This is a genomic window from Planococcus glaciei (assembly GCF_900099655.1).
Classification (GTDB): domain Bacteria; phylum Bacillota; class Bacilli; order Bacillales_A; family Planococcaceae; genus Planococcus; species Planococcus glaciei.
Genome location: NZ_FNDC01000015.1, coordinates 1 through 23,453, shown reverse-complemented (window position 1 = coordinate 23,453; position 23,453 = coordinate 1). Strand labels below are relative to the sequence as shown.

Here is a 23,453-nt window from a genome sequence, read left to right as displayed (position 1 = left end):
TCAGAAGCTTTCCGTTGTCCTCCTATCTTATGGGCAAAAGGTTAAATAAAGGTTAAGAAGTCTGAATAAAAAGTAATTTTAAAACAAAAGTTTAGGGCAAAAGAAAAAAGCGATTCCATCGTACTGGAACCGCCTGATTTTAGTCTTCTATTCATATTCCCTTTACGGGTTTGCAGATTCCCGCTTAGCGACTACTTGCGCCGGAACCCCGACGACCGTCGTAAATGCTTCGACATCTTCCAGTACCGCAGACCCTGCCCGGACGACGCTCCACTCGCCAACACGTTTGGTTGGTATGACGCTGGCTCCCGCTTCTATCAAAACGCCATCACTAATCGTTGCCACACCCGCCACCGTAGCGCCGGGTGAGACATGAACATAGTCGCCGACTGTACAATCATGTTCCACCACAGCCCGTGAATTGATGATGGAATGATTGCCGATCTGCGCTGCCGCATTGACCACTGCGCCGGGCATCACCACAGTCCCTTGGCCAAGCACCGCACTCGGACTGACAATTGCATCTTTATGGATGGCAGTCGCATAGTGATCGGCCGTTAATGCCAGATGCTCGACAATCTTTTTTCTCACCGTGTTGGCCCCGATTGCGACAATCACTTTTGCCCCTTCTTTTTGGATCAACGCATGCACTTCCGAAACAGGGCCAAACCAGCAGCCGGCTTCTTTGAAAAGCTCGCTGTACTTGTCATCGAGCTTGGCGATTACTTGATGGCCGCAGGAAACCAGATTGTCCGTAATGACCCGCGCGTGGCCGCTGTCTCCGATTAAGATGATGTTCATAGTCATTCCCCCTAGGTCAGCACCTTATTTCTTCAAAACCCCAATCACCCGTCCGTTGATCCGGACGTCTTCGCTTCTCATCAAAATCGGTTCATATGCCGGGTTTTCAGACACCAGCAAAATGTCGTTGCCCATCGGCATGTATTTTTTCATGGTCGCTTCTTCCGCAATGACGGCAATGACAATGTCGCCGTTTGATGCAGTGTTTTGAGCATTAACAACGACAAGGTCTCCTTTATCGATGCCGGCACCGGTCATGCTGTCGCCGGTAACCGTGAGTGCAAAGGTTTCGCGCGGCGATACGAGCCATTCACGCGGCACGTAGAAAGAGGTTTCGTAAGACTCTGCAGCAAGCGATGGCAGACCCGCTGCGACGTTGCCAATCAGCGGAACAGCGGCTTTCTCGTGTACTTGGAGTTGCACGTCACTGCCTGCTTCACTTACTTCGATATCTTCTGCCGAATCCACATCGATTGCGTAAGTGTAGTCCCGGCCGTTCTTCAAGTTTCTATAAAGCCGGCGATTTTTCGTCTCCGGCAGGAACTGCGGCCGGCATTTCGGCAAGTCCTGCACTTCTTCGCCGCTGCGGTCGATGATTTTCAGTTCGAGCCCGTCAGTCGCAATGCCGTAAAACGCCCGGCTGTCAGCCTCCAAATACGACTTCAGCTGGACCAGCGCCTCGCCAATTCCGCTCCCGAAGCGCTTTACTTCTGCAATGATGTAAGGCCGCGCTTCACCTGCCATGTACACCATCACCGCAATGTCGCAGTAGCCCTTTTTGGAGAACTGCTGGACCCCGAATTCAAGTTCCATTAATTCATATGGGTAGCCGTACGTTTCCCGCAGTTCCCGCACAAGCCACTGGCGGACAACTTCTTCTTTGGAATGCAGATCCACCAATTGGTCCGTCAGCTGATAATCGGTCATCGGAATCGATTCAAACGGCTTTAAAGAGGCATCTTTTTTCATTCGCAAGTGCTTGCGATTGATTTCCTTGATGAACTTGGACGGTTTTTTCACCGAAGACATATACAGCAGTTCGTTGGCCCGGGTCATGCCGACATACAATAACTTCCGTTCATCCGACTCCAGCGTCTCCTGGTCTTCCGCATCGGCGTACCGGTCCGGCGGAATCAGCCCGCTGTTTAAGTCGATCAGGAAAATCACTTTAAACTCAAGCCCTTTGATCGAATGCATCGTCACGAGCTTCACCCGGTCGGATTCAAAGTCCGGTTCACTATTTTGCAGAAGGTCATTCGGAATGCCGGCCGCATTCAACCCGGCCGCCATGCTTTCAATATGGCGCTTTTCCCGGGCGACCACGCAGATTTCCGATAACGCATAATCGTTTTGAAGCGCCCGGATTTCCTCGATCAAAAACTGCAGCTGCTGCTGAGGCGTCAGGAAAAAACGGTAAATCGGCGGATGGCCGTGGCGGTCAATCAAAGCCGGTTTGACGAAATCGACATTCGACCGGATGCTCTCGTCCGCTTCGATGAGATGGAATGCAGCCGTTGAAATTTCCGTCGTCGTCCGGTAGTTCTTGCTCAAAGCGCGCGATTTCCCGCTCATGTCATAGCCGATCGACGTATACGGACGCCCTTTCCCGAGCCAAGACAACGGATAAATGCTTTGCGTATTATCCGCCACAAACAACAGCGACGAATGGTCTTTTTCCCGGTACAGTTCTTTTAGGAACAGCAGCTGCACACGCGTCAAATCCTGACTTTCATCGATCAATATATGGGTGTAAGCATGGGAACGGCTGCGCCGGACTTCTTCCAGCGCGTACAAATTCATTTGCTTGAACGTCGTCAGCCCTTCTTTTTCAAGCAACTCGATAAAATGAAGGCAGACATCAAAAATGGCGGCCCGCAGCTTCGAATTCTTCAATAATTTCTGGGGCGTTCCGCCGTCTCCTGAAGAGCGCCCGACGCGGTCAGCCGCCTGGTACGTTTCCACATCCGTCATGGCACAAGCCAATAGCCACTCCACTTCATCCAGCAGGAATTTGCTGTTTTTCGGCGTCAGCACTTTGACATCCGGATTGGATTTCTTCACGTGGTGAATCGCCAGAACCATGAGTTTGTACATTTTTTCAGGCGCTGCAATTTCCAGCTTTTTATTCAGCCGCTTCTGATAGCGCATAAACTCCTTGTACATCAAGCTGTCGATATTTGTAATATCCACTTCCGCATCCGAAGAAAACAACTGGGCGGCCGACAACTCGTCTTCATCCGCCAGCCGGGCATACTGATGCTTTATATACTGAAGCAAGGTTTTATTATACGTGACCAGCAAAATCCGGTCATCGTCTTCATGGCAATAATGGTCTTTCAAAAAATTAAGGCGGCGAATCGCTACAGTCGTCTTTCCAGATCCTGCTACGCCTTTTACGAGCATTGGGCCGGCCGGTTCCAGTTCCACGATTCTGCGCTGTTCCACGTTCAATTTCATGCTGACACCTCCGCATTACTTACAAGTTCTACCTTTATTCTATGAATATTGTCGTAAAATAGCAAGTTGATTTCTGAGTCTTCAGAATCTGGAGAGACCGTATCTATTAAACATATTTTGGGTCTTTAATAAAACAAAACCCGTCGGGCGATTTGCTTTATCACCGGACGAGTCTATTCATGTTCTGGCATAATTCTTTAGGCTTCATTTCTCATGTCCTTTTAAAATTTTACAGCAGCAGCAACAACACCGGAATGGTCACAATGCTCACAAGCGTACTGACAAACATGGCGCTTGAGACCATATCAGGGTTCATTCCGAATTTAATGGCGAGCAGGGTCGTTGTCGCAGCTGTTGGTGTAGCAGCACCTATCAATAGCACTTTTGCTTCCAGTGCATCCGCCGGATAAATCAACAGCAACAATGCATAAGCAAGTGCTGGAAAGGCGATTAATTTGAACAGTGTCGCCGTTCCGATAAACTTGATCACGCTTTTTAACTGGATTGAAGCAAGCGTGATGCCAAGCAGTGTCAACATTGTAGGAATCGATGCCTGGCCAAGCAGCCCGGTCGCATTTTCAATGGCTTCTGGCACCGGTATTCCGGTGATTTTCAGCAAAAGTGCTAAGAGGATAGCACTAAATCCAGGCATCCGCACCACGGTCAAAAGGATGTCTTTTTTCGGGACTTGCGCATGATTGGAGGCATAGAACACTCCGGCTGAATTCATCAAAAGAGACTGCATGACCAAATAGATAATTCCGATTGCCACTCCTTCTTCCCCAAATGCAAAAAGGATAATAGGCAGTCCATAATTCCCGGCATTCGGAAATCCGGAAGCCAGCATCAAGGTATTTTGGTAAGCTGTATCCCAGCTGAAGAATTTCCCGGCTATGTAGACAAATAACGCAAATAATAGAAATAAGGCAAACGCAAAAAGGACAATCCGCCCGAGATCCGCCATATCCATTTCAGAAGTCGATACTGAATAAAAGAACAGCGTAGGGCTAAAAACATAAATTGACAAATCGGAGACCGACTTCGAATTGATCGACATGTATTTGCCAACGATAAAACCGACACCCAATAACAGGAATACCGGCAAGACAACATTCAAAATTTCTGCAATGACCAACTGAACTCACATCCGATGCTAATCTAGGAAGGCTTCTTCCTTAATCATTAAGTTTACGGAAAGTTTGCTGAAAAAACCAGCGTTCTTCAGCTTCTTCCCTATAGTACAGCTCCCGATTCACTCCTCTGTGCAGTACAACCAAATAAAGCCCGCCTAATTAGAGGCGGGCTTCATCGTATTCTTTCTATAAACGCTTGGTATGCGGACGAAGGGAGTCGAACCCTCACGGTGTTTCCACCACTAGACCCTGAACCTAGCGCGTCTGCCAATTCCGCCACGTCCGCCAGGCAAAACACGTTTCTCAAAAATTAATTGTCTTTATGGCAAGTAATTGCTTTCTAAACATGTCAATGTTTAATTTTCTCTACGTATTGAAGCAATCCTTAAAATTAGATATTTGTTTTATCCAACAATTTTTATACTTTCATTTTTTAGCTGAAAGCCATGGTAAAACACTTAAAAACATGGAAGAAAATCAGGAGAGTGTTGGATTGTTAAAGAGAACTTTTACGTACACTTTTTTACCTTCAGATAAATCATTCCAAATAGAAATATTTTTATTTAATTTCTGAAAATGTTTGATTTGTCACCTCAACAATGGATGGCCTTCCTATTGAATGGTACTCAATTGAAAATGATTTTACAGAATCTAATTTGTAACAATTTCTTCCATCTATAATCAACGGCCGTCTCATTTTTGTAAAGATATTCAAGTCAGCATTCTTAATTTCATCCCACTCGGTAATAATTAATGCTGCATCACTGCCTTCAATTGCATTTTCAACTGAAGCAGCATATGTCACATCGGAACTAAGAAGAACTTTAGCGTTTGCTATTGCTATTGGATCATAAGCAACTACTTCTGCCCCTTGCCGCAAAAGCTCTTCGATTATTAATATGGAGACTGCCTCTCTCACGTCATCTGTGTTTGGTTTAAAGGCAAGTCCTAAAACAGCTATTCTCTTTCCTTCTATAGTATTATAGCAGTGACGCAACTTCTCAATAAGCAGCATCTGCTGTTTTCGGTTTACATTAATGACGCCTTTTAATAATTCAAACTCATAGTTTACGTTGCCAGCGATTTGGATTAATGCTTTGGTATCTTTTGGAAAACAGGAACCACCATAACCAATGCCTGCCTTTAGAAATTTGCCTCCAATCCGGTTGTCCAGTCCCATCCCAAAGGCTACGTTTTCCACATCGGCACCAACCAGTTCGCAAATATTTGAAATTTCATTCATAAAGCTGATTTTTGTTGCTAAAAATGCATTAGAAGCATACTTAATCATTTCTGCACTTTTTATATCAGTATGGAATATCGGTACACCAAATGGTTTATTAATAGCTTCCACAATCACTGCTTCACGCTTGTTGTCAGAACCAATTATAATTCGATCTCCTTGAAAAGTATCCTCTATGGCCGAACCTTCTTTTAAAAACTCTGGATTTGAAACAACTTCTACTTGGATGCGCCCTTTTACCGCCGTTTGAATCTGTTCTTTGACTTTATGATTCGTCCCAACAGGAACTGTACTTTTAATTATCACAATGACATCATTAGCAAGATGAGCGATAATGTCTTTCACTGCCTGTTCTAAATAAATTAAATTAGCGGAACCGTCTTCATTTTCCGGTGTTCCGACAGCAATATAAATCACTTCTGCATTCTCAAGACCTGTTTGATGATTAGTTGTAAATATTAGCCGATTATCGGCAATATTTCTGGCCATCATCTCACTTAAACCTGGTTCGTATATGGGAGAGATAGCTTGTTTCATTTTTTCAATCTTCTGTGCATCCAAATCGATACAAATGACTTCGTGTCCTATTTCCGCCAAAGTTACACCTGTTACAAGGCCAACGTAACCAGTTCCAATCACCGATATGTTCACATCAATCCCTCCCCTTACCCTACAATATTTTAACCATCGATTTTATTTTCAATAATTCAATCATTATTTCTTCGACTTCACTCTTGTATTCTTCATTTTCCAAAGCAAATTCGATAGTAGTTCGGATAAAGCCAATCATTTCTCCCACATCGTATCGCTTGCCTTCAAAATCATAGGCATAAACATTTTGTACTTTATTCAGTTTTTGAATCGCATCTGTTAATTGCACTTCTCCTCCCGCTCCTATTTCTTGTTTTTCCAAATAACGAAAAATTTCAGGAGTTAAAATATAACGTCCCATAATAGCTAAATTGGAAGGTGCAGTACCTGGCACCGGTTTTTCAATAAAATTTCTGACTTCGTAACAGCGTCCATCATTTTGTGTTGGTTCGATGATGCCATAACGATAGGTTTGATCTCCCGGAACAGTTTGTACGCCGATAATGGATGACTGCATTTCATCATATTTACCAATCAATTGTTTCAAACATGGCTCTTTCGAACGGACGATATCATCTCCAAGCAGAACCGCAAACGGTTCATTCCCTATAAATTTACGAGCCGTCCAGATTGCATGGCCAAGTCCTTTTGGTTCTTTTTGACGGATATAATGGATTTCCACTCTTGAAGAAGCTCGTACCTCTTTTAATAATTCAAACTTTCCCTTTTTCAAAAGATTGTCCTCAAGCTCGAAATTATTATCGAAATGATCTTCGATTGCTCTTTTCCCCTTGCCGGTAACAATTAGAATATCTTCTATTCCAGATGCTACAGCTTCTTCTACGATGTATTCAATAGTTGGCTTGTTTAAAATCGGCAGCATTTCCTTAGGCATCGCTTTGGTAGCTGGCAAAAAGCGTGTCCCCAAACCAGCCGCTGGAATAATGGCTTTAGTTACTTTTTTATTCATCCAAGGTCCTCCTCAAAATAGAAACTTAGTAAAGACATTAACTTGCGGTTTCAAAAGCAACACAAATGTTGACTTAGTTTTTTATTGCATTTATATAAATTAAGAAAGATATCAATTCTATTAAATCAACAAAAATGAATGCTAAATTTTTTCAAAAAACGCCATCTTCAATTTTAATTTTTGAAAATGGCCATTGATCGATGTCTGGACAACATTATTAATCGAATACTTGTCTACTGCCGATTAAAATTTTAGGAATATTCCAACTTTTTTTGAAAGTTCTTAATTACTGTATTTGCTTTTCTTTTCTGGCAAGAAATTAGTTGCAGGAGTATTTTTTACTTCTATCAATTCTTCTTTTATATTTATATTTTTTAGATTGCTATATAATGTTTGCAGCAAGTTTATATGTTGCATCCTTGTTAATTCATTGCTTTTAAAGAGCTTTTCAACTCGTTCTTCTGTAAACGCATCAGCCATTACTGTGATTCCTTTTGCATATTTAGATATATAGTCTTGAAACTCTTGACTCTTAATTATCATTTTCCATTCTCCCCAAGGCCCCTGAAACCCTTTTACTAATCCGATTCTGGTGCTGATTTGCTGATAACTCCATACTCCAGATTGAATAATGCAATTCAAGTACCAAGGAAAGTAAGGCAATCTTCCATCTGAATGAAACAGCCATTTGCTTTGTTCCAAATACGGCTTTGTTGTTTTAAGAAAAAGCCGTCGGTTAAGCCTCCAATTTTGCGGCACAGAAGCACTCACCTTTACAACACCATTCGACATAAATGGTTCATAACTTCTAAAGAGACGTCGATTTACATGGGTTGATGGCAAAACCCAATTCATCGAACTTGGCCATAATTCAAACCACTCTTCAGCAGATTCCTTCCGAAAACTTTTGAGCCATTTTAAATGAGCTGACCTCCGTCGATTCAATTCTTCTAATACCTCTGCTTTAAATAGGCTGCACCTGATTTTATCGCTTCTCGAGTAGGCACGGCTCTTGATCTGCGGAATAAACGGGAGACGTAACTTTTCCAGCATTTTCACGATGCATTCTCCTTTTAATAGATCATCGGAATACAGCCCGCCGAATACAGCAGGATACTCCATCAATCGGCACGACTTATAGAACTTTAAAGTATGAGCATGAATGTATTCCGCTCCACTTCCCACCAATTCAGCACTTGAAGGGAGAATTTCTAAATAAAAAAATTTGCTTCGGATTGCTAATTTAAATTGAGCATCATAAGCATCAGCAGCTTTTTTTGCTCGTCTCCCTTCAAGGTTCATAGAATCCAAAAATATGAATGCATCGCGGTTTAATTTTTTTGGCAACAGGCCCGAAAGTGTCCTCGAATCTTCTCCTCCGCTAATGAATTGAGCGACACTAGTCATTCCTTCTGTTACTCGAGAAACATAATCCTCTAAAGCTTCTCTCAATTCTCTAGCCGCATCGTCCATTGCTTCATAATTGATGGATTCAGTTGGAAGCCAATAAAATTCAGAAGACATTTTATTGGAATTTGGCACTTTAGAATGGATAGAAGCTGGTTGAAGCTGAGTAATCTGCCGATATACAGTATAAGGATACGTAACGATTCCATGAAGAACGAAATCTACTTTTGACACGATATCGATGTCGTGCTTTTGCTTGCTTACTGCTCCTAATACGTCAATATGTGTCGATATCATTATCTCTGATGAATGCTGATAAGCAAACACGGGTATAAAAGACATGAGATCGGTGATGCAATGAGCGACAGCTTTCTTCTTTTCCACAATCACTACCACAAAAGGGCCACTTAAATCTTCATCCCACTTCATTTGGCCAGATAGCCATCGCTGAAAAATAGAGACCGTTCCATCACTAGCCTGCCCACCGTTCAAAAACAGATTGTCTCTGAAACAAAGCACCGGCCCACCAACCACTGCACATATATACGAATCATTTTCATAAGGGTGAAATCCGTTATAAAGATTACGACTTATCCCCAAAGAACCCCATTTCCCATGAAATTCATCTACTTCCGGTGAATCCTCTAGATAAATTGATTGCAGCTCCGAAGTTAATATTCCTTTTGGCAGTTGACTTGCTGAAAAAACAAAATCACTCATCCTATCCCTTCCTTCTGTCATAATAGCCACACTAGCTTATCTGGTCTTGTTTTTTGCTAAAATACAATGTCATATACAAGAATATGATTTCCAGAACAGCCTCTGCTATCGCAGCTATGATTATCGCTGCTAATGCGCTGGAAAAAACATAAAGCCCAATTAGAAATGCGGAAATTTTAGCGATTAAGAAGATAACCGTGCTGCATAAAAGGAAGGCCTGAGCAGATAAAGCAGGCAATGCTGTTAAACTGGCACTATTCAAAAATCTGAAAAACATCCAAAGAGCCATCCATCTCGCATATTCACCAGCGGTCCACCAATTTTCTCCGAAAACAAAACTAAATAGCCAAGGACCAAATACAATTATGACAAGGTATGGCACAATTCCAGCTAATCCTAAATAAAAAGTCGCTTGCTTGATCAGCTTTGTCATATTCTCCCCATTATTCTTAGCATCAGAAATTCTAGGATAAAAGACGTCCCCAACAGATTTACCAATCAATTGGGCTGGCACCGACAATACCGTATAACCGATAGAATAGAAGCCAGCCGAAGCAGGTCCGAAAAAATTAGCTAACAAAAGGATAGGAACCCCAAGCGTTATTGCATCGAGAAATACTTCTGGAGCACGAAAAGCAGGAAAATCTTTATGTTTAGTTGCCAGTTCTTTCAGTTCCGTTAGATTTTTCCACCCGATTGTTGTCTGTTTTAAAAAAGGAATTTGTGAAAGCGAGATCATCATGACAGCTTTAAATCCTATAGCTAAAGCTGTAATGATAATCAAGACCGTCGCCTCTGGATAATAAATTCCGATTAAGACTATACTTCCTTGTACAATCAGCGCTTGGATAACAGTAACTCTTGCAGTTACCTTGAATTGTTTAGTCCTGATTAGCCAACCTTCTGCAATTTGCAGCATCCCCGAAAATAAAGCTATAAATGGCAACAGAAACAGAAAAGATGATAAATGCTTCAAATTAAACCAATTGACGATAAAATCACTGAAAAACAACAGTAACATAGCAAGAGCTGCTGCACTTCCTATCGATATCATAAAAGAAATTTGCATCAACCCATGTGCTTCTTTATTTTTTTTAGGAAGAACTATTGCAAATGGATATGTCAGTGCAGCTACAGGCCCGATTATCGCTACAATGGCCATAAAAGCTCCCATTAATCCATACGCTTCGGGCCCATACATCCTAGTGATGATAGGTGACAAAGCCATATAAATTATTTGAGCCATGGCAGTGCCTGTCGCCATAACTGCTACATTGCGCAAAAATGGCTTATTGGCTATTTTCTCAACTTGGCTCTTCATTATCTGCCTAATACCTACTCTCCATCATCGATTTGCAGAATCGCCATTACCAAGTGGCATAATTGATATTTATATTTCTTGAATGAAAGCTTGAAATATGCAACAGCAGTCCATTCGATCAATTTTGAAGTTATAGTGAATCTTTTCTAAACTCAAAGAACATATTTTCATCTGTCGTAGATTCCTTCCTCACGAACGAGCTTTTGCATGATTCTTTAACCTGCTCAATAATCCTGTCCTAAGATTCCGCTGCTTTATCGTTTCGTTTAATAAGCATCTTTAGAACCGAAAAGGACAAAGAAAGTTTTAAAAATCAATTTAAAATCAATCCAAATAGTATGTTCACTTACGTATTTCAAATCCATTTCAATCCATTCTTCAAATCGGACATTGCTTCTGCCACTTACTTGCCAATAACAAGTTAACCCTGGAATGACATTAAGTCTTTGGTGTTCATAAAGAGTATATGTTTTCACTTCTTCCGGAAGAGGTGGCCTTGGCCCTACTAAACTCATCTCGCCTTTTAGTACATTGATCAATTGCGGCAATTCGTCCATGCTAGTTTTTCGAATAAACTTACCGACAAAGGTAATTCTCGGGTCTAGCCTAATTTTGAATACAGGTCCCGTAGCTTCATTTCTATTAAGCAATTCAAGTTTCATTTCTTCTGCGTTGCATACCATGGAACGGAATTTATACATAACAAATTCTCTGCCGTTTTTTCCGACACGTGTTTGGGAAAAGAAAGCCGAATGGCGCGGATCTTCTATTTTAATCGCAAAGTAAACTAGCAAGAGAAGAGGAAACAGTAAAATGATTCCGGCGATGGCACCTAAAACATCAATTATTCTTTTCATAATCAAATATGACCTTGCATCATTTATTTCCTTGAGGTATTGTGCGCTTTCTTGTGTTTCGCTGATTAAAATTTCCCTGGTTCGCTCTGGATTGGAAACTGCCATACTTATCCCTTCCTTCAGCTTTACTCGAAGTATCCAGCGGCTGTCGTCATTACCTTTTTAACTCGTCCCTTGGTATATCAAGCGCATTCTTTGTTGCCTCTTTTTCATAAAACTTTATTCAAAGTAAAAATATTTAAATATTTCAAATACCATTTTGGCTAATCAGTACTACTCTCCTAAGGATTATTCTTTCAAAACTTTTTACTACTTCCTCTCTTGAACTAACGTCTCCCTTCTGATTACATTTTTACATTGAAATTTTGCTCCCTCGGTAAAGCTTTCTTCAAATCTTTTTCTTTAAACTTTCTTTTTATACTAGTTGTGCTGTACACCCTATGCCTTTCGCTCATAATCAAATTTTTAATATTGTGAGAGCCTTACACCGTTAAAGAGTATTCAAAATCTTTTTTGTTATGCACCTGAAGATAACAATCAAGAAATCAAAAGTACATTTTCATTATTTCAAAATATATACAAAAAAATAATCAATTATTACTAATAAAATATTTTTTTGATTTTCTTTTTAACAAGTCTAACTCTATTTACCTAGAAATTCAACATAATTATCAATTTTTTCTGAAATTTCAGATTAATATGAATGTTATTTTATTGAAACCTTCATCTAATCTACTTTTTAAAGAGAAAATATTATAAAAGATTTTTTGCTTCATCTGGCTTTGTTAATAAATAATGGATTTTGGTTTCATTCAGTACTGAATCGACATTTATGATCTTGAACTAGACATGTAAAGCACTTGCTTTTCTCCTGTAAAAGGATAACTATTTTATGTAAAATTTAAATAGTTCCCCTCTTTTCTTAGCACAAATCAATAGCATCTTGCTCGAAACCTGCTGTTTTTATTGATACCTCGAGCTTACTCGACCGCGACGCTCTTTTTAAGAATCTGAAATGTCCATATTAAAGTATCCCTGTAACCGGACTTCAATCGTGTTTGCCTCTTTATCGAATGATTTTTGAATCATTTATTCGAGGATTTCTCACAATAAGAAGCGCCTTTTTTATTATGGCACTGGCATTATACTCCTCCTTTGTTAGTTACACTGTTTGTCTTCTGCCCGCTTAAACTTGCCGTTTTTTTGAAAGCAAACGAATAATAGCCAGTGTTAAATCGCTCATACCGTGTATGAAGATAAAGTAGAAATTTTAAATTTACATAAGTCGATAAATATAAAAACATACTTTTATGCATAGTATGTTTTTTCGACAAGCTTGCAACTAAGATTTTTCTAGAAAGTTTAACTTTTTCTTTGTCTTGGCTGATTAACCCCACCCTGAAAATGGTTTTTGCTATTTTGAAACTGAATTTTCGAAACACGCTTTCCCCATTATTATGAGCAAGCCCTTTATATATTTCATAAATTCGCATATGACCGTCTACTACCGCCTTATGATTTGTTGATATCCGTTCACCGGGATGTTGAAAATACAATACTAAAGGTTCCTTAACAAATTCAAATTGACTTATTTTCGCTAATCGAATGTATAGATCCCAATCCTGACAGCTAGGCAGCGAAGAATCGAATCCTTCAATCTGTTCAAGTATTTCTTTCTTCACTAAAATAGATGAAGTTGTGTAGATGCAGTTTGATTCTAGTAATTTTATTAATAAGTCCTCCTTATATTTCGGGAAAATATCTTTAATAAAAGTAGTATTTTGCATTACTTTTATACCTGTATATACTACTTCTGCTTTTGGATTCTTTTTAAAAACTGCTAATTGCTTTTCTAATTTATCAGGGAGCCACTGATCATCCGAATCCAAAAAACCGATAACACTTCCCGTAGCATGCTTAATACCAGTATTCCTGGCTTCCGCTCCCCCCTTATTCACTTTATGCTGAAGATAAACAATTCGTTTGTCATCTATGCTTTCTACTATCCGAGCCGTGGAATCGGTCGAACAATCGTCCACAATAACAATTTCAATATTCCGATACGTTTGTTCTTGAAGGCTTTTCACTGCCGCCATCAATAACTCCGCCCGATTATAGGTAGGTATTACAACACTCACTTTTTCACTTGCGATTGTCATCAGCATTCACCCCTTCATCCATTCACTACCCTACTTTCAGCACAGCGTTTAGTTATTCGGAATGGCACGCAAGTTTATGAAACCAGCAGACTTTCTCCTCATTGCAGCCATAGACTCGCTGCTTTTTGAAGCATTATCTTTTTTGGAAATTACCGGACATCGGAGTCAGAAAATTATTTAAAATAACCCCCATTAATCTGCCGTTTGAAAATGTGATGGCATCTTTCGCTTTGATAGCTTCTTGTCGATCCGTTTTTCCTGCATGGATAACAAGAATACTTCCATCGCTTTTACTGGCCAGGATCTGGCCGTCAACCACTGTAGTCAAGGGCGGAGAATCAGCTATAATTATGTCATAGCTCATTTTCATAGATTCCATAAAATTGTCCATGCCTGCCGAAGAAAGTAATTCAGCAGGATTAGTTGGAATCGGTCCACACGCCAATAGGTCCAGTTTATCCATAAAAGTCTTTTTAATTGCTGCCGCCGCTTCAATCTCTCCTGTTAGAACATTGGAAAGTCCCACATCATTCAAAGTATTAAAAATCTCATGCGCTGATGGTTTTCTCATGTCACTATCTACGAGCAGCACTTTTTTGCCTTCTTGGGCGTAAATGGCTGCCAGATTGGCTGCCACCCACGTTTTCCCTTCTGAAGGGGCTGCAGAAGTAATAACGATTGATTGTATTTTTTGGTCAGAAGACGAGAAATTTATGTTGCTTCGGAGTCTTCGAAACTGTTCTGCTATATGAGTTTGTGATCCAGCTATGACTACCAATTGTTCCTTGTCTTTGTTAATCTTGTGTTTCTTTTTCACCATACTGGATCAAGCCTCCTTTTCCTCTAACGCGACTTTCGCCGATTCATTGTCTTTTAAATTTTCCTGCGCTGGAGACATCACTGCTAAAACTGGCACTTTAAGATATTTCTCAACATCTCTCTCATTCTTTATAGATGTATCCAAATAAGACAATAGGAAGGCTAAACCTATGCCAATTATCAAGCCTAAAGCCGCGCCTATAGCCATGTTGAAAAGTGGTCTTGGCGAAATCGGATCCGCATTTTCAATAACTTCAGCTGGAAACAAAATTTTTACATTATTTGCATTCATTATAGTCTTAACTTCTCCCTGAAATATAACAGCTGTTGCATTGGCAATATCGACGGCTCTTTTTTGGCTCTCATTGGCAACAGCGATTTCAATAAGTTGGGATTCTGCGCTTGAGTTGATTGTGAATTGTTTTCTCAGATCATTGACAGTTGTACTTAGATTAAGTTGTTTTATCACTTTCCCCATAATTACCGGACTTTCAATCAGCCCTCTGTAGGTGTTTACCAGCTGCAAATCTGCTTGCACATCATTTTCAGTCAATCCCTGGATCCCTTCTGCACCTTGACTGACCAAAATTTGAGTAGTTGCTTCGTACTTTGGGGATAGGACGTAATAAGAAAATACAGCCGCTAAACCAGCCGCGGCCAATATTATTAATAAAATCATCCCCGCTCGCTTTTTTAATAAACTAAAAACTTCTTGCAACTCGAGTCTATCCTCCATTTTGCGACCTCCTTTAAATTACAAAACTCAATAGTTTTGATAATCATTATTCATCTGCCCTATTGCACGCACTTTCCTTTAAACACTTTGATAAATAGTAATCAGTTTTTTAAGCATCTGATTGATATTAAAGCGGTCATTGAAAATGCGATATGAATTGTTAGACAATACCTCCCATTGTTCCGGGTTTTGAATAAGATTTTCTACAAACTCATAAATAGCATGGTCTTCTTTGTTATTGAATAAGAGGCCATTTTCTTTCTCCACCACCAAGTCTGTGTGTCCAATAATATTACTTAAAAGAAGTGGCAGTCTGTAGGACATGGCTTCAACTACAGCAAAAGGCAACCCTTCATATTGGGAAGTGGAAAGGTATAAATCTGATTTCAGGAAGATTTTCTCCTTTTCACTCGAAAATCCGATAAATTCTACTTTTTCGGCTAATCCATATTCCTTTACTTTTTTCCGAGCCTCTTCAAGATACTTGCCATTGCCCGCCCAAATAAAATTGACATTCATATCTTTGTTTAGAATATTCCTGGCTATTTCAATAAATTCAAATGGGTTTTTTGGATCATCCACTCTGGCTAGGTTGACGATAGTGAAAACATCATTTACTCGGCCGATGGCTTTTACTTCCGGATCTTTTGAACCGTTTAAAACAACGGTTGATTTACCAGCTTTGGTTAGCTTATTTTCGATTGCTTCTCTTTCTTCACTAGTTGATACATGGATAATCAGATCCGAAGATTTATTAATTCGTTTTTCCACAAATCTGACGAGTTTTTTTTTTGCTTTTCTCATGCTTTTGAATGAATAATAGCCATGCGGGCTATAGATGTAAAATGGTTTTCGATTCAAGAAAGAATATAAATATATCAATATTCCAGCAAATGTACTGTTTGCATGGACTATATCGATTTTCTTTTCAATTATTACTTGATGAAGTGTCCGTAAAGCCTTAATCAGTTTAAAGGGAGACTTTCCAAATGACATATTATTTTCTATCAAATAAGAGTGATCGATTCCTTCGTTGTTTTCTAGCCTCTTCGAGCTGACAAGGGCTTGAAAACAAATAGGTATTTCTTTTTCCTGATTTAACATAATGGTGTCAATATAAGTTTTGACTCCGCCGCCGTAAGCTTCTCCTACTAATAAAACATTTCTCACAAGCCTCTCCTCCAAAGTCTCTTTAGCAATCATCCTGCTTCTTAAAGCAAAACAGTCTCTCTAAGTCCTTTCCAATCTGGTCTGATTATAGATTCACAAGTAAATAAACTCTTTTATTTCTTATCTATAATCATACAAATTGCACAATATTTAATTTGGCAATATCATGAAAAATTACCACTTATTCCTTTAATGTTACATACTATTAAAACTTTAGTAATTATTTATAAAAGTCTGTACCTCTTCATTTATTGAATTTACTTTTGGAGGTTCTCCACTAACTCATAAAATTATATGGTTTTATGCCTCCTATGCCTTGATTTACTCTCAAAATGAAATATAGAAACCAAAAAGATATGCTAGCTAATACAACCATCCTATTCATATTCACTTTTTTACCGCTTTGTTCTATTTCTCTAGTTGTATAAATCGAATGGATTAGATAGTCATAGAAAAGGATAATGGAAGGGTAAAAGTAGTACTGTATCCGGTCAACCGCTTCAACCCCAGAGGCTGAGTATAAAAACAGAAAGGCCAAATAATAACTTGTGAGAAACTTTTCGTAAACACTTTCTGGTTTTTTTAAATTAAAACTATAATATAAAAATAAGTACTGGATAATCACTGGCATAAATTGCAGTATTCCCTTTTCTTTGTTGACTAAAAAAAAGAAATCCAAATCATTCTCATATTTTTGGGCATAGAAATCAATCACCGCTAGACTATAGCCGATATTATTTTTTATAAACGGCGTGAAATACCCCATTACTGTAAGAAGAAATACAATAACTATAGTTGCTCTATTTACTTTGAAGAATCTTAAAAAAAGTAATGGAAACATAAAAATTGCGCTAACGTGGAACTGTGCCGCTACAAAAATTAATAATATAAATGCCAAAAAGTCCCTCATTCTCATTTGTTCTTTTTGAACGAAATAAACAGCCGAGAATACAACAGCAATGGCCACAGCTTGTCTCATGCCATTAAAGACAAAGAAAAAATAAAAAGACAAAACAAAAATTGTGAAACTCACAAAAAAGTTATAGGTTATTTTTTTTATCGCTAACAAATTAAAAAGCAAAAACAGACTAGTAATAATGAAAGTAAAAAAGAGAAAGTTTCCTTCATTCCGAGCGAAATCATAAATTAGTACAATAAAAAGATCGAATTTCTCAGTATACTCTCCATTAACGTAAAAGTTATAGTACATTTCATAATCGGTTCCTACATTTAAGGATCTGAAAATCGCTAAATACATGAGATAGCCGATTATCGGAATTAAAAGGAGGCCTCTCATCGCTTTTACATGGGTTATTCCTGAGCTTCTATTCGGGAGTAGCGGCAGGTTGATTAAAAATAATATATAAAGTAGACTTCCAACAAATACATAAGTAAGCATGGTGACCTCCCGTCCACTTTCACGAAGCTATCTTTTGTCATCATCATTAGAACTGTACTATAGCCATTCAATGCTTTTTCCATTCAAAGACTTCTTTTTCCGTTTTTAAAACTTTGTTTTTTCCTGAGTGCAGTTTATTGGCCTGTACATAATTCTTCCAATTTTTTACGACAAGGTATGCAATCGTATAAAATGTCCAAAAAAAGGACTTCCCTATCCCATCGAACCTTTTAATGTAGTCCGGACCGAGCCTTCTTTCAAAGAAAGGAGCATTCCATTGTAAAAATTCATTGTCTTTCCATTCTGGAAAACGAGTGTATATCAAACAGCGGGTTGCTTTCATTTTCCGATGGAATCCCCAGAAGTTGTATTTGAAAAACCGGAGCTGCCGATACATATTTGACCAGCCAAGCAATTTGACATACTGATAACATAAGCCTTGCCGATTTTCATTTGTAAGCGCATTATGCTCAAGATAAAAGCGATAGGTACTTTCTAATGCTTCGTAAAGATCGTTGATATTCGATGAAACAGTTGAAAGAATGCTGCCTTTCCTATTTTTTCGGTAATTGTACAAAGCCTCATTGATGTAGATATAATCTTTCGTTGAATAGAGCAGTTTGTAAATTGTTCCTACGTCTTCATAAACACGGCCTTTCGGAAATGAAACGTTTTTGAATAGAACGGTATTATATACTTTGTTCCAAGCGCCTGGCTGGGCTGTCCAAAGAAATTCCGCAAATTCTATTCCCTTTACTACTTGCGGAGCCTGTCCTTCTAAGTAATCCATCCAATTAAAGATGATCAGATCGGGCTTTTTTTGAATCGCCTCTATAACTCTTTCGAAATACGCTTGCCGAATCCAATCATCACTATCTATAAAAGTGACATAGTCATATTTCACAAATTGAAGGCCGTAATTTCGCGCTTCCGAGATACCACCATTTTCTTTGAATAAATATTGAAAGTTAGCATGCTTTTTTGTATATTTTCTTGCAATTCTTCCAGAACCGTCAGGGGAATCGTCATCAACTAAGATGATTTGAATGTTTGGCAAATCCCCCATGCTTTGTATTACAGATTCAAGACATTCTTCCAAGTAATTTTCTACGTTATAGATTGGGATGATGACACTGAGCCCCTTATTATTGTCCATTCCGGTTCCCCCATTCAGCCGATTTTCTATATGTTACCTTTCAATTGTTATCACACAACTAACCTTAAACTCTTCTCAAGATTATGATTTTTTGGATCTACACCAGGGGTAGGGAAATTTTATATATTTATCAGAATATTAAGAATATAATTTATTTTTTACAATTCTATCACTACAATACGCCTAAGTCACTATGAAATTTTTAAAAAAAGTTTTTTGTATTTTATAAATAGTAATTTAGAACTATTTTTAACATTTAAAATGCTCTCCAATTAGATTGGAGAGCATTTTTCTTTGAAAGTAAATGAATCTGACTGATACTTTTAAATGTCCTTTAGCTTTATAAAAACGGTCTTGTAATATACAAGTTTAATTCTCAAGACAAATTCTTTTTAATTTTTGCATTCACCTCTATACCTGCTTGTCTAATTCTTCAATTTTAGTCATGATCATAAAATATTTGTTGAACATATCCGTCAAGTCCAATCGATGTACCACTACTTTTAAATCATAGTGAATGATCCTATCAACTAAGTAAACGGCAATATAGTATAACTTTTTTTTGTTATCATACTCTAGCCCCATAGCTTCAAATAGTTTTTTGTATTTTTCGTCGTACGCTCCTTCTAAGAAAGCCTGGACATAGGAAAAGTCACCGTTCATCGCTTCATTGAAGATTAAGTTTATCAAGTCATAAATAAAGAAGTAGGCAGCGGAAAACTCCAAATCAATAAAATAGAATTCCTTTTCCGCCAATAGTATGTTTTCGAATTTCATATCCCCGTGCCCTCTTATAATTGGGTACAATAATTCCTCCGGGGACTCTTCCAACCATTCTTCCACTGCAATAATTGTTTTATGGTTTTTATAGTCCGTTGCCTTTATTTCTTCGAATAAAGCGGCAGGATTATGAGTAGGTATATCCCCTTTTTTGATTGTGACAAAATAGCGGATATAGGAATTGAAAATCTCATTGATGCAATCTTTTATGTCGCGTGCTTCCCAAAGGTTGTAGGGGATAAATTCAAGGTATTTTTCGTAATATATAAATTCCTCATCCAAAAATTCAATAATAGTCATTTTAAAATGCTTGTTTAAACTTTGATATCCTTGTTTGACTCGTTCATAAGTAAGGGGGGCAGCTTCCATTCTGTTCAAAATGATTTTTTTAGTAAAATCAATTATTTTAACGTTGCTGCTATAAGTCATCATAACGAGTTCACCTTCGAGCTTCTGCTCTTTCTCGTTGGTTATTGTAATCGTAGAAAGGCTTGCTGAAATGGCATCAATCACCGATTTCATCTTAAATAGAAACGAATTATTGGATTGCAGTTTATTTTTTAGCAAGAAATGGGCAGTATTTTTATTTTTCAAATAAACTTTCCGTTTGCCAGTCCAACTAACCCTGTAAGTTCCGCTTACTAAATATTTTTTATTGTCTTCAAGCACAGAAATTAAGTAGTCTTTTTCTCTGATTTTCTTCATGAAATAAAATTTCAGCTTCTTTTCATGATTAATGATCAAAAAGCACCGCCTTCCTCTCCTATTTGTTATCTCAGTGACTGCTTAAGCGTTTGTTTGAAGGAGCAGTCCAAGATTTTCATGGGCATTATATTTTAGAAAACCTGATTTTTCTAACTATCGGAATCAACAATTGATAAATATCGTTCAGCTCATTTATCTTCAGGCATTTACAAATGAATATATAGAAAAGGACTCCAGCAGTTGATTGGCTGACAAGCTGAATAACATTTCCGCTCTGCACTATTTCCCCGACTGTTAAGACAACTCCTCCCATTACAAGCGAACTAATATAAATAGGAAATAAATCTTTTATTTGTTCTCTAACAGGATATGAGATTTCCCTACCTGAAAAATACGTATTAATAAATAGAGCAATATAAGACATCAATACAGTAACGATAACCAGTCCGATAATTCCTGTATCTAGCCAAATGGCGAGGACAATAAAGAAGGCTGCCACAACAATTTTGGCTATTTCAAGCAGTAAGAACAAATCAGACCTACCTTTTACTTGAAGAACATTCAGATTGATTGCCTGAATTGGAAACAGCATACCCGCCAAACAAAGGAGCTGAAAATAACTCAACATAGGCATCCATTGATTTCCAAGCAGTATTTCTATAAGAGGCTCACCAACTGCTGCCAGCCCGATCATAATGGGAAAGATAAGAAACGCGGTTGTTTTGATGATTTTCCTATAGGCTTGTTTAAGCCGGTCTTCTTCTTCCTGAATACTGCTGAGAATAGGATATGCCACTCGTCTAATGGTAGCAGTCAATGTCTGTGAAGCCATATTGCTGAACCGGTATGCATTCGTATAAAAGCCTAATTGATCGGCAGAAAATTGCTTCCCAATGATAAGCGTGTAGACGTTCTGGTAAAACGCATTGATCAGTTCCGCAACAAGCAGCTTCCAGCCGAAACCGAATAACCGCCGGAAAGAAGCCAGACTAAATGTAATTGACGGCAACCATTTGGTTACCCATAATGAAAGCACTGATTGCAGTACATTCATTATCAGCACGCGGGCAATTAAGCTCCAGACACCAAAGCCGTTCAGTGCCATCAACACTGCCGATATACCTGATATCACGCTGGTAGTAAGATTAACTTTGGTCATGGTCTTGAAGTTGATTTCCCTGGCGAACATGACTCGTGGGACCATTCCAAAAGAATTGATGACGATGCCCAAAGCCAGTACCCTTAAAAGAAAAACAAAATCCGGCTCATTGAAAAAGTTGCTAAGAACCGGGGCCGAGGCGTAAAGCAAAGCATAAATAATTATGGAAATCATCAGATTAAAATAAAAAACTGTAGAATAATCTTTTTGCGTCACTTGTTTTTCGCGTATAAGTGCATTGCTGAATCCGCTATCTACAATCGCGGCAGAAATGGCATTAAAGACCAGGATCAGTCCAATCAAACCAAAGTGCTCCGGAAGCAACAGCCTCGCCAAAATAATTTGAATCAGAAACTGGCTGCCTTGGTTTGCAAGTTTGTCAACAAAGCTCCAAAATACCCCTCCAACCGCTTTGCCTTTTAAAGAGTTTCGCTTCTCCATTGGCGTTCTCCTTATTATAAAGACGTCATATTACATATTTCTGCACAACCTGCTTATCGAAAGAGGCTAAGCCTAATCTTTAATTACTATTTTTGAACTAAATAAAGTTCCAATACGCCTCTTTTTCTAAATGATTTTAAATACTCCTATAAAAACTAAAAATCCACATTATTTCCAGGTATATGAGTGTGTTTAATATAGTCCACCATTGTGCCTTTCATTTTAACATATAAGAATCTATTAATAACTGATAATTCTAATAATTTAAATTCAATTTTTTACAATCTACCTTTCCTTGCTGTTCGTTATTCAAGCTCTATATCCAAAATAAACCACCTCCACCAGCTAACTGCGAAAGGGGCAGTTAAAAAGCCAAAGTAAATACCAGAAAACGTGGCCAGTCCCCAGCAGCCAAAGGCTGCGACAACAACCGCTGCTATGAATAATATGCCATCAACAAACAGAGCATAAAGAGGCCGGAATGGACAAAACCGAAAACCGGCTACTCTAGTTCCACATTCCCCGCGTGCTGATAACTTTCAGAAGTCTGCGGAAAAACAATCAGCTGACACTGCTAATTTTTACACGATGAACCAAAAACAAGCAAAGCGCCTTCTCGCCTGGAGCATGAGGATAATGATTGGGGGGTTCACAGCATTAGCAGTGCATGAACATATTTCTTTTTATACGGCATTCCGCGCCTGCCTTTGGCCGCTCTTTTGAACGCATCTGCCGTTCACCTGTTACTCATCGGTGCAGTATATTTTGTTATGTATCATAAAAGCATCCGAAAGAGCAACTAACTGCACAAAAGATTGGCTGCTATTCAAAATACTCTGCTATCGGTGGACATCACCAAAAACATAAACGACCCTGCTGCCAAGGCACAGGCAGAGACTTTGCTGATCGACAGGCTAATCAGCAGAAACAAAGGATAAATAGGCGACAGCGAACAAGCAGGTTCTTTTCAACGTTTCAACGAAATAAGCTGAACAGACAGGAAATTTTGGTACAAATAATTTCAAGCATGAAAACAGCTTCCCTGAAAAGGAGGCCACTGAAAAACCCTAATCGAGTAGGAGGGAGCGATTAACTCCCGACCTCTCACACCACCGTACGTACCGTTCGGTATACGGCGGTTCAATTAAGATGGATGACGCAAAGTTTCATAACGTGCAACCAGACTTTTGAGCCCTTGGGAACTCCAGTAGGAGTTTCCGAGGGCTCTGTGCAATACGGGACTTTTTGAAATTCGCCAGTAGCTCTTTCGCGAGTTGCCCCATTCATAAGCCTTCCCTTTCGGGATGCTCAACCCGATGAGTTTTCTCACTTTCGTACTCGGCTTCTTCCAATCTTTCCATATGCACATGCGGAGCCTTCTTCGAATCCACGATTCGAGGTCTTTGAATACGCTCGGCGTATCCGCCAA

At 39.0% G+C, this 23,453-nt stretch carries 17 protein-coding genes and 1 tRNA gene; all 18 read right to left on the bottom strand.

Features of this window, described 5'->3' with window-relative positions; all coding sequences use genetic code 11:
• Positions 1-162: 162 nt before the first annotated feature.
• On the bottom strand, positions 163-801 hold the full coding sequence (locus BLQ32_RS16140) for an acetyltransferase (protein ID WP_074511141.1): 639 nt from the start codon (positions 799-801) through the stop codon (positions 163-165).
• 24 nt (positions 802-825) lie between these two features.
• Positions 826-3,258: a transcriptional repressor LexA gene (lexA, locus tag BLQ32_RS16135; protein WP_074511139.1), complete on the bottom strand. Its 2,433-nt coding sequence runs from the start codon at positions 3,256-3,258 to the stop codon at positions 826-828.
• Between the two features lie 229 nt (positions 3,259-3,487).
• Positions 3,488-4,393, bottom strand: a complete 906-nt coding sequence (locus tag BLQ32_RS16130) for an AEC family transporter (RefSeq protein WP_074511137.1) — start codon at positions 4,391-4,393, stop codon at positions 3,488-3,490.
• Positions 4,394-4,593: 200 nt separating this feature from the next.
• A tRNA-Leu gene (locus BLQ32_RS16125) sits at positions 4,594-4,677 on the bottom strand.
• A 273-nt stretch (positions 4,678-4,950) separates the two neighbouring features.
• Complete coding sequence (locus BLQ32_RS16120; RefSeq protein WP_074511135.1) at positions 4,951-6,285, bottom strand: UDP-glucose dehydrogenase family protein; 1,335 nt, start codon at positions 6,283-6,285, stop codon at positions 4,951-4,953.
• 19 nt (positions 6,286-6,304) lie between these two features.
• Positions 6,305-7,195 (bottom strand): UTP--glucose-1-phosphate uridylyltransferase GalU, encoded by an 891-nt coding sequence (gene galU / locus BLQ32_RS16115; protein ID WP_074511133.1) that lies wholly within the window; start codon positions 7,193-7,195, stop codon positions 6,305-6,307.
• A gap of 282 nt (positions 7,196-7,477) precedes the next feature.
• A complete protein-coding gene (locus BLQ32_RS16110; protein WP_074511131.1) occupies positions 7,478-9,322 on the bottom strand; it encodes an asparagine synthetase B family protein in 1,845 nt (614 codons plus the stop codon).
• Between the two features lie 31 nt (positions 9,323-9,353).
• Entirely contained in the window at positions 9,354-10,643 is a 1,290-nt protein-coding gene (locus BLQ32_RS16105) for a lipopolysaccharide biosynthesis protein (RefSeq protein WP_074511129.1), read from the bottom strand.
• Positions 10,644-10,909: 266 nt separating this feature from the next.
• Complete coding sequence (locus BLQ32_RS16100) at positions 10,910-11,605, bottom strand: sugar transferase (RefSeq protein ID WP_083335372.1); 696 nt, start codon at positions 11,603-11,605, stop codon at positions 10,910-10,912.
• A gap of 1,037 nt (positions 11,606-12,642) precedes the next feature.
• Positions 12,643-13,659, bottom strand: coding sequence for a glycosyltransferase family 2 protein (locus tag BLQ32_RS16095; protein WP_074511125.1), 1,017 nt, complete (start codon positions 13,657-13,659; stop codon positions 12,643-12,645).
• A 133-nt stretch (positions 13,660-13,792) separates the two neighbouring features.
• Positions 13,793-14,479: a CpsD/CapB family tyrosine-protein kinase gene (locus BLQ32_RS16090; RefSeq protein ID WP_074511124.1), complete on the bottom strand. Its 687-nt coding sequence runs from the start codon at positions 14,477-14,479 to the stop codon at positions 13,793-13,795.
• A 6-nt stretch (positions 14,480-14,485) separates the two neighbouring features.
• Entirely contained in the window at positions 14,486-15,214 is a 729-nt protein-coding gene (locus tag BLQ32_RS16085) for a YveK family protein (RefSeq protein WP_074511122.1), read from the bottom strand.
• 78 nt (positions 15,215-15,292) lie between these two features.
• Entirely contained in the window at positions 15,293-16,384 is a 1,092-nt protein-coding gene (locus BLQ32_RS16080) for a glycosyltransferase (protein ID WP_074511120.1), read from the bottom strand.
• 277 nt (positions 16,385-16,661) lie between these two features.
• Positions 16,662-17,783 (bottom strand): EpsG family protein, encoded by a 1,122-nt coding sequence (locus BLQ32_RS16075; protein ID WP_074511118.1) that lies wholly within the window; start codon positions 17,781-17,783, stop codon positions 16,662-16,664.
• Positions 17,784-17,850: 67 nt separating this feature from the next.
• Positions 17,851-18,939, bottom strand: coding sequence for a glycosyltransferase family 2 protein (locus BLQ32_RS16070; protein WP_074511116.1), 1,089 nt, complete (start codon positions 18,937-18,939; stop codon positions 17,851-17,853).
• Between the two features lie 411 nt (positions 18,940-19,350).
• On the bottom strand, positions 19,351-20,463 hold the full coding sequence (locus BLQ32_RS16065) for a phosphotransferase (RefSeq protein ID WP_074511114.1): 1,113 nt from the start codon (positions 20,461-20,463) through the stop codon (positions 19,351-19,353).
• Between the two features lie 85 nt (positions 20,464-20,548).
• Entirely contained in the window at positions 20,549-22,024 is a 1,476-nt protein-coding gene (locus tag BLQ32_RS16060; RefSeq protein ID WP_074511112.1) for a lipopolysaccharide biosynthesis protein, read from the bottom strand.
• Positions 22,025-23,168: 1,144 nt separating this feature from the next.
• Positions 23,169-23,453, bottom strand: a 285-nt coding sequence (locus BLQ32_RS16055) for a group II intron maturase-specific domain-containing protein (protein ID WP_280513368.1), incomplete at its 5' end; no start/stop codon positions are given.